The 15,308-nt window shown below is 62.0% G+C and carries 4 protein-coding genes; 3 read left to right on the top strand and 1 reads right to left on the bottom strand.

The features are described from left to right. Positions 1-79 precede the first annotated feature (79 nt). From QD461_RS20555 to QD461_RS20545, 3 genes are read left to right on the top strand one after another with little or no spacing between them, the layout of a single operon-like run. Complete coding sequence (locus QD461_RS20555; protein ID WP_414089420.1) at positions 80-5,662, top strand: lysozyme inhibitor LprI family protein; 5,583 nt, start codon at positions 80-82, stop codon at positions 5,660-5,662. Positions 5,663-5,667: 5 nt separating this feature from the next. Further along, on the top strand, positions 5,668-11,649 hold the full coding sequence (locus QD461_RS20550) for an alpha-2-macroglobulin (protein WP_414089419.1): 5,982 nt from the start codon (positions 5,668-5,670) through the stop codon (positions 11,647-11,649). Positions 11,650-11,699: 50 nt separating this feature from the next. Next, positions 11,700-13,997 (top strand): transglycosylase domain-containing protein, encoded by a 2,298-nt coding sequence (locus QD461_RS20545; RefSeq protein WP_414089418.1) that lies wholly within the window; start codon positions 11,700-11,702, stop codon positions 13,995-13,997. Positions 13,998-14,086: 89 nt separating this feature from the next. On the opposite strand, the gene QD461_RS20540 is transcribed toward QD461_RS20545, so the two are convergent. Further along, positions 14,087-15,292, bottom strand: coding sequence for an MFS transporter (locus QD461_RS20540; protein WP_414089417.1), 1,206 nt, complete (start codon positions 15,290-15,292; stop codon positions 14,087-14,089). Positions 15,293-15,308: the final 16 nt, after the last annotated feature.

The raw sequence follows: 15,308 nt of genomic DNA, 5'->3' as shown, positions 1-15,308 counted from the left end.
GCAGCGCAGCAGCACCCTTGTCTTGACAGAAGATAGCCCATATTGACTAGCAGCCGGCATCTTCAAGGACGAGTTATCCATGGCCACCGCCTCCAGCCTGCGCATGCTTGTTGCCCTCGGTTGTGGACTTTTCTCTACAGTTTGCCAGGCGCAATCCTTTGATTGCGGCAAGGCCCAGACTGCAATCGAAAAAGCGATTTGCGCCTCGCCACCCTTGATTGTTAAGGATACCAGCCTGGCCGCAGCCTATCGGCAGGCGACGAGCGATCTCGGCGGCGATCCGGTAAAGCTTGCCGAATTGAAGCAGCAACAACGCCGGTGGCTGTCGGATCGAGATAAATCCTGCACGGATTCCGATCCGGCTCATCTGACCAAGTGCTTGCTGACGATCTATCAGGCACGGATTGTCGAATTGAATACGCTGCACTCCGTGGCTGGCGGCAACACGCTGGATTCCAACCTGTCTGTCGAACCTGCAAGGTCAACGCTGAAAGAGACGCAGGTCCCCGGAGGACAGTATCGGGTGGCAGCGCCGCCCGCATCGGCTCCGCAAATCCCTCCTGCTCGCGCCCTTCCGGAACCCATATCGCAACCGCATCTGGTGTCGAGCAATCTCCCGGCCGACCAAGACGGCAGCACCCTGATGACGGTCGATGCGCCGGGGCGCGTCACCATCCGCGCCCATAGCAGCTCGGGCGTTGCGCTCCAGCTCGTCGACATGATGACCGGGCCGCGGGAGCGGATGGGCGCACCCGGCGTCAGCGACGGGCGGATCGATGCGTTGCTCGACAAGGGGATGTACAAGATCCGCGTTTTCGGAGCCAAGGGCGCATCCGGCAAGGTTGAGCTCACCGCCGAGGCCTATCAGGAGCTTGAAAAGCCGGACGCTCTCCTGATCAAAGGGGCCTCTGAAAGTGCCGATTTGGGCGATCTTCAGCAAAGATCGTTCTGGATCGACGTTCCCGAATCCGGGCGTGTCGACGTCGACGCCGTCGGGCGGTCCCTTCACGATCTGAGGCTTTGGCGCCAGGGCGCCAACATCGTTCCGCTTTCGCCGACGATTTCGGTCTTTGAATTGAAGCCTGGCCTCTCGATGACGCGAGCCACATTGACCGGCACGGCCGAGCCGGGACGCTATCTCGTCACCGCCTATGGCGGCGAAAAGCTGGCCTGGGCAAATTCGGACACGGCACAGCCATTCCACATCCGCACCGGCATCCCGACGTCGCTTGCCGCCGGAATCGCCGAAGGCGTCATCGGACCTTTTGGGTCGGTACGCTTCGAGGCACCCGCAGATTTCGACCGATTCCGCCTGGATCTGCCGCAATCGGCGCCGGCCGTGCTTCGCGCAGGCAGGATGTCCAGCAATACCTACGCATTTCGAAGTGCCGTCATCGGCAAGTCCAGCCGCGAGCCATCGGCCACACTGGCGCTGCCCACGGACAACCAGCCGGGCATCGTCGAAATATCGGGCTACGAGGGGCAGAATTTCAAAATCCGCGGGCTGCGCTTTGGCAATCAGGCTCAATTCGATGGCTCTGTGCCCAATCTCATCAGCCTGGATGTTGCGGGAGAAGGCGGAGACGAAATTCCAGCCACATCTCTGTTGATCCGCAACGACAGCAACGGCAAGGCAAGTGTTGTCACCACCGACATGCCCCATCTCGGCCCCGGCCAAGCCTGGCGGCAGCGGTTCAATTTGCGCGGACCGACCTCGCTTCTCTTCGAGATGACGCAGGCAAGCCAGATCGGCATCCGTACGTCGGGCGTCGCCTTGCACGCCGACATCAGCCCGATTCTTCTCGGTAATGCTCCCCGCGCCGACGGAAAGAACCCGGACCGTTATGATCTGAACGCAGGCTATTATCTGCTGCGTCTTTTGCCGAACGAGAATGCGAGTGGCATCGTCGATCTCACGCTCGGGACGCCGGGCCTCACAGTACCCGTCCAGCCCGCCTCCCCGGCGCGCACGACGATTTCCTTTGGCATCCAGGAAGCCCGGTCGGCAACAAGCCTCGAGCTTGTTACCAATGCCGCTCCCAATCTCCTGACCGGTCCGCGCGCCGTCGCCCTGCCGGCCGATCTTGAGGCCAGACCGCTTGCCCTTTGGCAATCGGCCGGTGCCTCGGCGCAGGGTACAGACCAATCCGACAATGGCGCAGTCGCTCTTCAACGACCAGCTTCACCCACGGATATGCGCATCGATGTCCGTGCGCCGGCTGGCGGCACCATCTCCGCTTTCGACATGCACAACGCACCCGTCGCCTTTGCAGTCGGCAACGAACATGCCGATGCGACGGGGCGGGTGCTTACTCTGCGCTTCCCTGCTGTTTCTGCGGCCCGCGCGATAGGCGTGCGCTGGCAACCGGACGACGTGGCTCCCGGCAAGACAGCGCGGTCAGCCGCTCCATCCGTCTTGAACGCGGGTCAGAAGCAATTTCTCGACCTCTCCGAAAATGCTCATAAATCCTATCAGCTCAACGTAGACGAAGGCGGCCTCTATCGCATCGAAACATTCGGGCGATTGCAGACATCGCTGGGGCTGGGTACGTCGACCGTGCCCTCGCTCGGCGGCGCATCGGACAATGGCGACGGGCACAACGCACTGCTGCTGACCTACTTGCGGGCCGGAAGTTATCAAGTCGATGTCTCCGCGCAAAATTCCTCGGGCCACCTTGGTCTCGGCGCGACACGAGCCTCGCTTGCGCAGGCTGCGACGTTGGTTCCCGACAGCAGCAGTCGCGGTGTTCTGTCCAGCTCCAGCGGCGGCATCGTACCGATAGAGATCGCAAAAGCAGGCTCATATCAGTTTGATCTCTATGCGCTCGGGGGCGATCTTTCCGCCCGCCTGGAGGATGCCGATGGCTGGCCACTGACGGCTCCCGGCCCTCTCTCGACGATTAGTCAGGATTTCGCGCCAGGACATTATCGCCTTGTGATCCAGCCGCGCGAGGTCGATACCCGGTTTGTCGCCCGGCTGGCGACCATCATCGATCCGCCGCAGCCGCAAGGTCACGGACCGCATCCGCTGGCCTTCAATCAAGCCCAGAAGTTCCAGTGGCGCGAGCCGCAGGGAGGTGGCGACGCCCGCATTCCGGACAGCTGGACATTTGAGCTCGCCGCAAGTGCCGACGTCAGCATCGACCTGACCGAGGGAATGATCGGCACACTGATCCGTGGGGACCAGGAGCAAATTGCGAGATTTGCCGCCAGTCCGAAATTCAGCGGCAAGTTGAAAGCGGGGCACTATCGCATCGACCTTAGCAGCCTCGCCCATGACGACCGGCTGGACTACGAGATAACCCTGAACGCGAAGGATCTGCAGCCCGGCGAGACGCGTTTCGTCGACCTGCCAAGCCTGCTGTCCTTCAATGTCGAGAAGAACCGTGTCGTCAGCCTCGGCACCTTCGGCCGCAACGAGCTGAAAGCCGTCTTGAAGGGATCGGACGGAACCGTGATCGAACGGCTCTCCGGCCGCAGCGACGACTGGAATATAGCTCTTTCTCGTCGCCTGCCCGCCGGATCTTATACGCTTGCCCTCGAAAAGGCGATCGCCACCAACAGCCAATCTGGCGGCAACTCGGACGATCAGACCTCGGCATCCAGCGATGGCGATCAGCAGACCGATGGCGACGATCAGACAAACGCGTCAAGCACAGAGGTTCAGTTTGCCCTACCGCAGGAATTGCCGCAGCCGGAACTCGCTGCGAGCGGCAGCGTCGAAGTCACCGGCAACTCCGTTTTCACCTTTCCGTTGCCGGCAGGTGAGAAGGATCGGCTCTCGCTCGTAGCGGCACAGTCCACCAGCGAACTGGTCCTATCTGTCGACACGTTGGCAGCTGACGGAAGCTGGAAGCCGCAGGCCTTCGCCCGTGGCCACACGCCTTTCATCGCCTGGCCCAGCTCCGGCAATGGAACCAAGATGCGTGCGTCTGTGTGGACACTCGATGGCGGCTCGGCCCCGATCAAGATTGGTGCCAAGAGCGTCTCTCGCCAATTGGGTGCGCTTGGCGACGTTGCGCTGGAACCCGCAACTATCGAAGGCCTCGATGTTGCGGTGAATATCGCGCTTGTGCGTGTGCCCGCAGCAGGGCTGGTGCAGTTGGATGCCGCCGGGGATCTGCTTGCCGGCGCAAGCACCGATCGCCCGCTTGGCTCTGTCGCATCGGGGCTGTTCGCACCCCAGTCGGAGCATTTATGGCTGGTCTCCCGCAAGGACGGTTCGGCACGGGCGACCCCCGCGAAGCTCGATGGCGAGGTTGCGCTGACGCTGCCCGCAGGTGATCAAGCCAATCTTCCGGCGGCCGCCGTCCCACAAGGCAAGGTCCGCCTGTGGTTCGCACAGTCCGCGTTTGGACAACCCGGTCTCAACGCCGGACACGGCATGGGTGTCGGTGCCAACAGTGCCGTCGCGCTGGCCGGTGAGCAGGATATGCATCTATGGAACGCAGGAGGCGATGAAAGCCTGCAAGTGCGGTTAAGCTCGACCGATGTGGTTGAAATCGAGGCGGTGACACTGAGTAGCAGCTATGCCGCCCCCATACCGGCCCTCAGCGCACTGCCGCTCAATTTGCCGGCGGGAGCGAAGCGGCTGACGCTCGACCTGGCGCCTGGCATAGCCGTGGTCTCAGGTCCATCCGATCCCGAACCTTTGAATGTCTGGTCAGGCTCCTCGCCGCTGTCCCGCACCGTCACGACATCAGCCAATGAAATCCGGCTGGTCAATCTGAGCAATGCGCCGGCATCCGCCCGCATCAGCCTATCACCCGGGCAAACGGCAGCGCTTGGCGCCGATCAGATCCTGCGCCGCTTCTTTGGCACAGCGGGGTCGGAGGCCATCGCCGTGGATGCGATGAAAGGGGATATCGTAAATGTTTCCGGCGGCACGGCGACCTTCGTCGCAAGCGACGGCAAGGTCCTGCGCGGACAAAACATCACCCTATCGGGCGCCGGCCAGCTGATCCTCGATCATGGAGCCGGGCTGGTGGCATTGTGGCTGGAACGCAATGGCAAGTCACCCTGGCCCAAGCCCGAGCCGAAATCGATCGACCTTCCTCAAAGCGCAGCGCTTGAGGGTCAGGCAATGGCGTTCCGTCTTGCCCCCGCTCAACCGATGGTTCTCGACCTCAGCACCGACGCGCCGGTGATCGTCGACCTCGCGCAGAATGGACGCCACGATCTGCAGTTATTCCCCATGGGCGCTGCTTTTCATCGCTATGTCGCGCCCGGCGAGGCTGTCCTTACTCTCTACTCCACCCACGACGGTCCCCTATCAGGCACGGCGGATATCGTGGCGACGCCAGTCATTCCCGTGAGCGAGGGCGTTGGCACCGCGATTGTGCTCGCGCCCGGCGCAACCGCCCTCTTCGGATTTGAGGTAAAGAGCAGGGGGAATATCGGTATCGGCCTACGCTCCGATCCCGATCTGGCTGTCGGTCGTCTGCTCGATGCCAAGGGTCAGGTACTTGGTGACGGTATCAACCAATTGAAAGAACTTGGGCCGGGCACTTACCTGCTCGAAGCGCGAGCCCCGGCGGATGCACCGACGCTCGTCGTCAGGCCGGCTGTCGTCGGGCTGTCGCCGCCACCGGCGGGACCGCCGCCTGAAGTCGTGAACAACTATCTGCAAAATGCCGGTTTGAAGCCCTCGGGATCGAAGTGAAGCCAATGAAAAAGATTGCATTTCTCATCGCCCTGTCCCTGGCTTCTTGTGCGCTGATAGCGCCCGCCTGGGCGCAGCAACCGGCCGCACCGCTGAGCCTCGATGTTTTGCAACGAGCAGATGGCGTCAAGATTGTGCCCGAGAGATTTCTGAGGGCCTATGACCCCGTGACGATTTTCTTTCCCACCGACACGGGACCGAAGGCGGGCGGCCCGGAGGACGCTCCCGATCGCCTCGTTACGATGGAACCGCAAGCTGCCGGCGCCTGGCAGTGGCTTGGCCCCCGCGCCCTGCAATTCCGCCCAGCCGACAAATGGAAACCGCTCGATCGTGTCAGGGTGAAGATGGTCGGTCATAGCGGTGAAGCCGGCAGCGAGGCTGAACTGATACCCCTGCTGCCTCTGCCCGTCTCCACCGTTCCTGCGGCCGATGCAGATCCGGTCAACGACCTTGACCAGGTCACATTGACATTTGCCGAACCGGTCGATGTTGCGGCGCTGAAGCGCCTGCTGTCGATCGAAGTGCGGCCGTCACCTGGAATTGGCGACGAAGGCGGTTTGACTTTGGGTGCGCAAGATTTAGACATCCAACCGCTCGAACGCACGGCGCGCAGCGATCAGCAATCCTATGTCGTGAAGCTTCGCAGCGCCGTACCGGATGGCCGTGTTGTCCTCGTGCGGCTGAAATTGGCCGACACTCCGGATTTTGCCGACCAGACCTTCGAGCTGCGGGTGCGCACGACTATTCCCTTCACGATGACGGATTCCGACTGCGGGCGCGGCTTCGACACCGCAACGATTGACGGCATCATGCGCTGCACGTCCGGTGCGACGGCGAGCTCATCAGATGACGACAGCGGTTCGAGCGACGAAGGGAATGCGGAGGCGCGTACCGCCCGTTCTGTCCAAGGCCGCAGCCTGATCTTCCGCTTTTCCGGCAACCCCGTTGCAGGGGATCAACTTTCCGCCCGCGATGCCCTGCGCGTCACGCCCCCCGTCGACGACCTGACGGTGCAGGCAAGCAATGGGCGGCTTTATGTTCACGGCCGCTTTCTGACGGATAAGGTCTATACTCTCAACGTCGCCGCCGGCGCCGTGCGGGACGACCGTGGGCGGCCGCTAGCTGCTGCATTCAGCCGAAAATTCGCGTTTTCGCCGGAGCCGGCGTCGCTCGCATGGGACGCCTCGCAGGGCGTCGTCGAACGCTTCGGTCCACAGCTCGTCCCCTTGCGTGGTCGCGGCTATGATCGGGCCGACATCAGGATCCATGCGATAGATCCGTTGTCTCGCGATTTCTGGCCCTTCCCGCAAGCGGGTCTGGCCACCAAGGATGACGACCAGCCGCCGCTGCCGGGCAAGGAACCGCCGAAATGGGCGGGGATCGACGACATTTCGAGCGACGCTGTTGCCGCGCGCATTAAAAACCTGGGCTCGCCCGCGGTGTCGCAACTTGTGGATCTGCCGATCCGCAAGGGCGGCGTGAACAGCAAGTTTGGCCTCGATCTCAAGCCGCTTTTCGCCAAGATTCTCGGCCCCGACCAAGCCGGCACATATCTGATCGGGCTACGCGCAGTGGACGACCAGAGCCGCCATTGGCTGCGGGTCCAGGTGACCGACCTCACCCTCAGCGCAATCGAGGAGCCGGACCGCGTACGCTTCGCAGTCACTTCGCTCGCAACAGGCAACCCGATCGACGGCGCACAGATCCGGCTGGACGGAATGCGGGACGGCAAGTTCGTCATGCTCTCGACCGGGACGACGGATGCCAAGGGTTTCTTTTCCTGGGATCTCAAGCAGCGCAGCGAGGCAAGAATCCGCCGCGTCATCGTGACGAAAGGGTTGGATACGCTGGTCATCGACCCCGATCACGCTCCGGCGCAATATGCCCAGAACAACTGGACCAAGCCTTCGACCTCGTGGCTGGACTGGACCACCAATCCTAATGAGGATCGCACGGAGCAGACCCGCACGCTTTGCCATGTCTTCACCGAGCGGCCGATTTATCGCCCCGAAGAGCCTGTTCATATCAAGGGCTATGTCCGCAGCTATCGCGGTGGCCATCTGAACCTCGCACAAGCGGGCGGTCAGCTCGTGATCTCCGGCCCTGACAAGCAGGAATGGCGTATACCCGTCAAGTTGGATGAAATTGGCAGCTTCTATCACAAGTTCGACGCTGCGACGCCGGCAACGGGCGACTATCAGGTCCATTTCGAACCGGATGATCCGACCAAGGCGACGAGCGACGATCAACCGGCACAAAAGTCGGACGATGGCGACGATGCCACCGAAGGGCCGACGAACGGCAATGGCGGTGATGACGGCGCGGCACAGGATGGGCAACCCGATAGCGCCCAGGCCGCTACCCCGGACGATAACGCAGCGGCAGACAATGCCGACACGAACGACCAAACGCTCCAATGCGGCAGTATTTCCTTCAAGAAGGAAGCCTATCGGCTGCCGACTTTTGAAGTCGTGCTCAACAATCCGCAGACCGTACCCCTCGATGCCTCCTTCAACGTCGATCTGATCGCCCGCTACTTTGCCGGCGGCTTGCTGGCGAACCGGCCGATCCATTGGCGAGCCGTACAGTATCCCTACAACTGGACGCCTCCCGGGCACGACGGCTTCCTTTTCTCGACGGACTCCCGCTATTCAGGCGGCAGCGAATTCAAATCCTCGCCCGCGCTCGAGCGGGACGGAAGCACGGATGCCGGCGGCGCTTCGCGCATCAGCTTCGACACGACGATCGAACCCACGGCGCAGCCCCGCCGCTACATGATCGAGGCAACGGTCACGGGCGACGACGATCTGCAGGTACGCAGCATCACAAATGTCTACGCAGTTCCGCCGTTCGTGCTTGGCCTGAAAGTTCCGCGCTACGTGCCGGCACCAGGCGCAATCGAGCCGCAAATTCTGGCTGTCGATGGCAACGGCGATCCGGTCGCGGGGCTCGAGATGACAGCACGTCTCATCCATCGCAACTGGACTTCGACCTTGCAGGCGAGCGATTTCAGCCAGGGCTCGGCGAAATACGTCACGCAGGAGATCGACGAGACTCTGCTGGAACGCAAGATCACCAGTACCAAGGATATTCAGAGCCTGGCGTTGGAAGCCAAGGAAGCCGGCGTCTATATTATCCAGCTCGAAGCCAGCGACCGCGTCGGTCGTCGACAGCAAGTGAGCGTCGACTTCTTTGTCGGCGGCTCCACGCCGGTGACATGGGCACAGCCGCCGGCGCGTACAGCAATCGTCACGACCGACAAGGATAGCTATATTCCGGGCGAGACAGCCAACCTGCTGATCCAGTCGCCATTTCAGTCGGCGCACGCTCTGGCGATCGTCGAAGAGCCTGAAGGCAAGTTCAGCTATAATTGGGTCGATATTGCCGACGGTTACGGCCACTATGCGCTGCCCGTCCGCAAAGAGCAGATGCCGGAAGTGCCAGTCCACTTCCTAATTATGCGCGGACGACTTGATAACAGTACCCCTTCGCCGAGCGCGCCTTTCGACCAGGGTAAACCGGTGACGATCGCGGCGACGAAGACGGTCACCGTCAAGCCGGTCAAGAATACGGTCACCGTCAAGCTGGACTATCCGAAGAAGGCTCGCCCAGGCGACGAGGTGGAAGTGACGCTGCATCTGGCCGACGACCTCGGCCAACCGATTTCGGGCGACGCGACCTTCTGGATGGTCGATCAGGCCGTCCTGTCGCTGGCGACCGAGCAGCCGCTGGATCCCTTGCCGAACTTCATCGTCAAACGCAAATCGACAATGGCGTTGCGCGATACCCGCAACATGGCCTTCGGCATCATTCCTCTTGACGAAGTGCCCGGAGGCGACGAGCGCGAGGACTGGGGCACCGACAACAATATCTCCGTTCGCAAGAACTTCACGCCCGTGCCGATCTATCTTCCCGACGTGAAAATCGGCCCGGACGGTACGGCCAAGATCAAGGTCAAACTTCCGGACTCGCTCACCGTGTTCAAGCTGCGGGCAAAGGCGGTCAGCGGCCCTGACCGTTTCGGCTACGGCACCGGTGAAATGCTGATCCGGCAGGAAATCGTCGCGCAACCCGCCCTGCCTCGCTTCCTACGCGAAGGCGATCAATTCGAGGCCGGCGTAATTGCCCGTATCGTCGAGGGTGGCGGCGGCCAAGGGGCTGCCACCATAGCGTCCGACGGTCTGACACTCGCCGGCGATAAGGATATTTCCTTCACCTGGGAGCAAAACAAGCCGGCGCATATCGGCGTGCTCGCTTCGGTGCCGCAACAGAAGCCGGGCAAGGACGATGTGCGCCTGCGTTTTGGTGTCGAGCGCCTTGCCGACCACTCGCGAGACGCCTTAGAAATCACGCTGCCGGTGAAGCCCGACAGCATTCCCACTAGGCACTACGAGATTGTCGAGATCCCCGCCGGCGGAGAAAAAACTCTGTCGGCGCCGCAACAGACCATTCGCCCAGGATCGTTCCAGCGTGTGGTCACGCTGACCTCCGATCCGGCGATGGTAAAACTGGTCGCGGGGTTGAACAGCCTGGTTGCGTCGCCATACGGATCGACGGAGCAGCGGATCTCGCTGGCCTCGTCGGACCTGGCTTTCAAGAACTTCACACCTATCCTCGCCGCAGCAAGGCTCGACAAGCGCATCGATAGTGACGTTCACAACACCGTTCTGGCCATCACCCAGGCGGTGGATGCGGATGGGCTTGTTGGCTTCTGGCCTCACAGCAAAGGCAATGTCACGCTGACGGCTTGGGCCTACTCATTCCTGGTTGCAGCGGATAAGGCGAGCGAACCGACAGACAAGGCTTTGACGGAGCGTCTTGCCAACGTGCTCAAGCTATCTCTGCGATCGGACTATCCGCATCTGCTCACCGGCAGCGAGATCCGCGAACGTGTCGAGGCGCTGACGGCGCTGGCCGATGGCGGCAAACTCGACCCGGCCTATGCTGCGGAATTCGCTCGCTCCGCGGCCCAGATGCCGAATGTCAGCGTCGCTCGAATGACGGCGGCGGCGGCAGGGGTGGCTGACGCCGATCCGCGCCTGGTCGCCGGTTTAGCCGATGCGATGTGGTCACGCGTGCGCATTCTCTCCCGCGACGGTCAGCTGGTCTATAACGGCCAGACAGAGGATGACGGCAATCCCATCATCCTGCCCTCGGAGACCCGCAGCCTTGCCGAAATGGTACGCGCAGCGGCTTTGACCTCCGAGGGCGATCCGCGTTATCCCGCTCTGAAAAATGCCCTGTTACAATTGGGGGAAGGCGACGGCTGGGGCTCGACCAACGCAACGGCCGCAGCGATCCGCGCCCTTGCAACTGTTTGGCAGCGGCCAACCACACCACTGCCGGTGACGATGACGCAGAACGGCAACGCGCAGTCCCTTACGCTCGACGCCAATACGCCGGTGTTACGGCAGGTTTCGCTGGATTCGGGCAGCGTTACCATCTACAACGGCGGAACACTGCCTGCTCTTGCGTTGGTCGAGACCAGCTATCTGCCCGCCGAACCTGGCTACAAGGCACAGGCACGCAGTGAAGGCTTCGCCCTCACCCGCACGCTCTACCGCGTCCCCGCCGGCAATGCCCCCTTGGAGAAGCTTACTCCCGATACCAACGGCACGATCACACTCAAGCTCGGCGACGTGCTGGAAGAACGGGTTGATCTGGTCGTCTCCGAGGATCGTACCCATGTGGCCCTCACCATGCCGCTTGCTGCGGGGCTCGATCCCCTTAATCCAAACATCGCGACCGCGCCTGCCGAGGCAACACCGTCGATGGCACCGACCTTGGCGGCGGATTGGGTTTCCTACGGCGATGATCAGATCTTCAGCGCCTATGACACGCTTCCGAAAGGCAATTACACATTCGCCTACCGGATGCGCGCGCTCATCCCGGGCACATATACGCAGCCTCAGGCGCTCGCAGAGGCGATCTACCGGAAGGGCGTCGAGGGAACGAGCGCCGCTACTCAGATCGTCGTGGCGAAGTAGCGGCATGGAACGGAGGAAAACTCTAGCCGGAGGCTCCGGCTAGTCGGGCAATGGCTTTGTTGAGAACCCGCCGATCGAAATTCACGGCCCTTTGCTTGCTGGCTGTCGCCGCCGGCACGATTGCCTATATCTGCCTCGTCGTTCCCAGAGCGCAGTTCCTCGCACCCGCGCCAACTCCCATCCTCTATGATCGCAACGGCGCCTTCCTGGCGCAGGTGGGGCACAGCGACGACGGCAGCGGCCGCATTGACTACGGCTATTGGCCGCTGGAGGATCTGCCGGATCGCTTCGTCAAGGCGACGCTCGCCCTGGAGGACAAGCGTTTTTTCAGCCATGCCGGCGTCGATCCCTATGCAGTGGGTCGAGCAGCCTGGCAAAATCTGAGCGCCATCAGGCGGCGCTCAGGCGCCTCCACCATTGCCATGCAGGTCGCACGCATGCAGCAGCCGGAAGCACGCACCTTCTTCCACAAGATCCTGGAGGCCGGCGCCGGGATTGCGCTGACCCTGCGCTATGGCCACCATGCCGTATTAGCTCAGTATCTGCGGCTCGCTCCCTACGGGAATGGCAGCCATGGGATCGCCCATGCGGCGCGGTTCTATTTCGGCAAGCCGGTCACGGACTTGTCCTGGGCGGAAATCGCTCTGCTCTCGGCCATCCCGCAATCGCCGACGCGCATGAACCCGCTCAGGCCCGACGGATTGCGTCGGGCGGTTCAGCGCGGACATCAGGTGCTGGATGTGTTGCAGACACAAAAGATCATCGGAACTGACGAGGCGGAGATCGCGCATCGGCAGTTGAACGAATTGCGCATGCCCGATCTGCCGCGCCGTCCTGATGCGCTGCATGTGATCCTGCGTTATCATGACCTCATCGAAACCGGCCGGATAAAGCCCGCCGCCGCAAACACGCCGCTAATCCACACCACGATCGATCTGTCCTTGCAGCGCGATGTCACTGCACTTTCACGACGTTTCCTTGATAGCTGGCGATCCGCCGGGGCTTTGCAGGTCGCCGCCATGGTCGTGTCGCGCGAGACGGGCGAAGTCTTGGCCCAGGTGGGATCGAGCAACTATTACGGCAGGCATGCCGGCTCTTTCGACTACACGCAGAGACAGCGGTCTCCCGGCTCCACTCTGAAGCCGTTCGTCTATGCCTTAGCGCTCGAACGCGGCATACTGAAACCAACGGACATGTTGCTTGATATGCCCGAAGGTGCGTCGGGCATAGGCGACGCCGACCGCGAATTCCTCGGCCCGATGCTGCCGCGTCAGGCGCTTGCCAACTCGCGCAATGTACCGGCGACAAACCTGCTGCGCAGCATCGGGCTCGAAACCACCTTCCACTTTCTGCGCGATCTCGGCCTCCACGATCTGGAGATTCCGGCCGACCACTTCGGCCTGTCGATGGCCATTGGCTCACTGCCCACCCGTCTCGACAGCCTGATGCGAGCCTATCGCGCACTCGCCAATGACGGACAGCTGCAGGACCTGCGCTGGGCGAGCGAGCAGCCGCAACAGCCATCCGTGCGCGCCGTTTCCCTTGATACGGCGCGGTTGATTACGTCCTTCCTGTCCGATCCGCAGGCACGCCTTCCCAGCTTCCATCGCTACGGATCGCTGGAATATCCATTTCCCGTCGCCATCAAGACCGGTACATCGCAAGGATATCGCGATGCCTGGGCAATAGCCTATTCACAGAAGGTCGTGGTTGGCGTTTGGGTCGGGCGTGGCGACAATGGCACCATGAACAGGATGACCGGTGCAAGCAGCGCCGCTCACCTCGTTCACGCGATTATGGACCGCGTCCATGAGAGCAAGCCCGGAGACCTTGCCGACGCGCGCTTTCCAACGCCGCCGGATCGCAAGCCCGTGGATCTTTGCATCGTCAATGGCGCGGCAAATGACAACACCTGCAGTCAGACGCTTGTCGAATGGCTGAAGCCGAATGAAATGCCGGAATTGACGGCGAAGGTTCCGCATCTGGATACAGGCGCCGGCACAACCCCTGCCACGGCCGGAGTCGGCGCAAGGGCGGCCTCCGCGAGCCTGGCAACCGGCCGAGACGATGGCGGTCAGCAAATCCATCTCGCAATCTCGACACCTGCCCGCAACAGCCAGATCTGGCGCAACCCGGAACAGCCGGCGGCATATAACCGCCTGGCCCTTAAGGCAGAGGTGAAACCGCGCGTGCCGCAGATTGTCTGGTATGTCGATGGGCAGCCCTTTGCCGTCACGGATCCCGACCGTCCGGTTTTCTGGCCGATCCAGAGCGGCGAACACCGTTTCCAGATCCGACTACCCTATCGCGACGAAACCTCGGCCGTCATTCCCGTTTACGTACAATAGAGGCAGCGAGAAGCTGGCGGTCTGTTGGCTCAAGGCTTCTGCGGGTGAGCCCGTCTTCAGTCGCCTCGTCATCCGGCCACGGCGGTGTCCTATTCCCTTCGCAGACGCAGCGTCAGGAAACCGGCGATGAGAGCGGCGGCCATGCTGAAAAGGATTGGTCCGAGATAGCTGCCGGTCCTGTCAAAGACGAGGCCTGCCATTGTCGGCCCCAACAAGGCGGCCACGCCGACGGCCGTATAGAGATAGCCCAGCATGGTGCCGATATGACGGGTGCCGAAGAGATCAGCCGCGACGGCGGGATAAAGTCCGACGCAACCGCCGTAGCTCATGCCGAAGGTCAGAGTAAAAAGCACCAGCATGGTCATGCCGTTGGCAACCGACCACAGAAGGAACGAGCCTGCAACGGCGAAGGTGAGGATCGCCAAGAGCCGCACGGAACCAATGCGATCGCCCAGGCCAGCCAGTACGAAACGACCAAAGATGTTGCCGATGCCGATGAGAGCGATCAGGATCGTGCCGCTTTCGAGCGACAGCCCCATATCATGCGCCGCCGGCACGATATGGACATAGGGAATGAAGGTGCAGAACGATGCCAGCAGCAGCATGACGTAAAACAGGCGGAAATGACCATTGCGCCAAACCGTAATGGGGCTTGGGTGGCTCGCGGTTTGCAGCTGTGCCGAATTGCCATCGTCTTGGCGCTTGCGCACCAGCATCGCAGCCGGCAGACCGACTGCGGCAATGACAAGAGCCAGACCGATGAAACATCCACGCCAGCCAAGGGTCGGGATAAGCCGGCCGATCGCAAATGGCAGCACTAGCGTGCCAAGCCCGATGCCAGCGGTCGCAATGCCCGACGCGCGGCTCCGCTTCAGGATGAACCAGGATTGCACCGCGCCAAGCGCCGGCACGTAGGAGAGGCCAATCCCAACCCCCACACCGGCACCGTACCATGCATAGAGCGAAGCCAGGGACTGCGCCTGACTGCCTCCGGCATAGCCAATGATCATCGCCAGCAAGCCGGCCGCTATCACGATGCGGGACGACCAGCGGTCGGCAAGCGGGCCGGCGATCGCGCCTAGCGAGTAAAACACGAAGGCTGATATGGAAAAGACGAGCGCGATCTCGCCGCGCGATGCGGCAAACTCCTGCGAAAGGCCAGGAAAGACGGCCGAGAAGCCATAGGCCGATCCGAAGGTTACGGCGGTCAGCGCATGTGCTGCGCCAACCACCCGCCATCCGGTCGATGAATCCGCCGCCTCGGGCAGCGCGAGTGGTGAGGAGGTGGATGACAAATCAGTCGACCTTTCG

The organism is Rhizobium sp. BR 314 (assembly GCF_047445805.1).
In the GTDB taxonomy this organism is placed as follows: Bacteria; Pseudomonadota; Alphaproteobacteria; order Rhizobiales; family Rhizobiaceae; genus Rhizobium; species Rhizobium lusitanum_B.
Note: the sequence above shows the minus strand (reverse complement) of the source record. Positions and strands in the feature narration are given on the sequence as shown.

What these genes read in the sequence shown, in the direction of transcription:
- QD461_RS20555 (WP_414089420.1), top strand. Translation starts at nt 80, where the DNA reads ATGGCCACCGCCTCCAGCCTGCGCATGCTTGTTGCCCTCGGTTGTGGA.
- QD461_RS20550 (WP_414089419.1), top strand. Translation starts at nt 5,668, where the DNA reads ATGAAAAAGATTGCATTTCTCATCGCCCTGTCCCTGGCTTCTTGTGCG.
- QD461_RS20545 (WP_414089418.1), top strand. Translation starts at nt 11,700, where the DNA reads ATGGCTTTGTTGAGAACCCGCCGATCGAAATTCACGGCCCTTTGCTTG.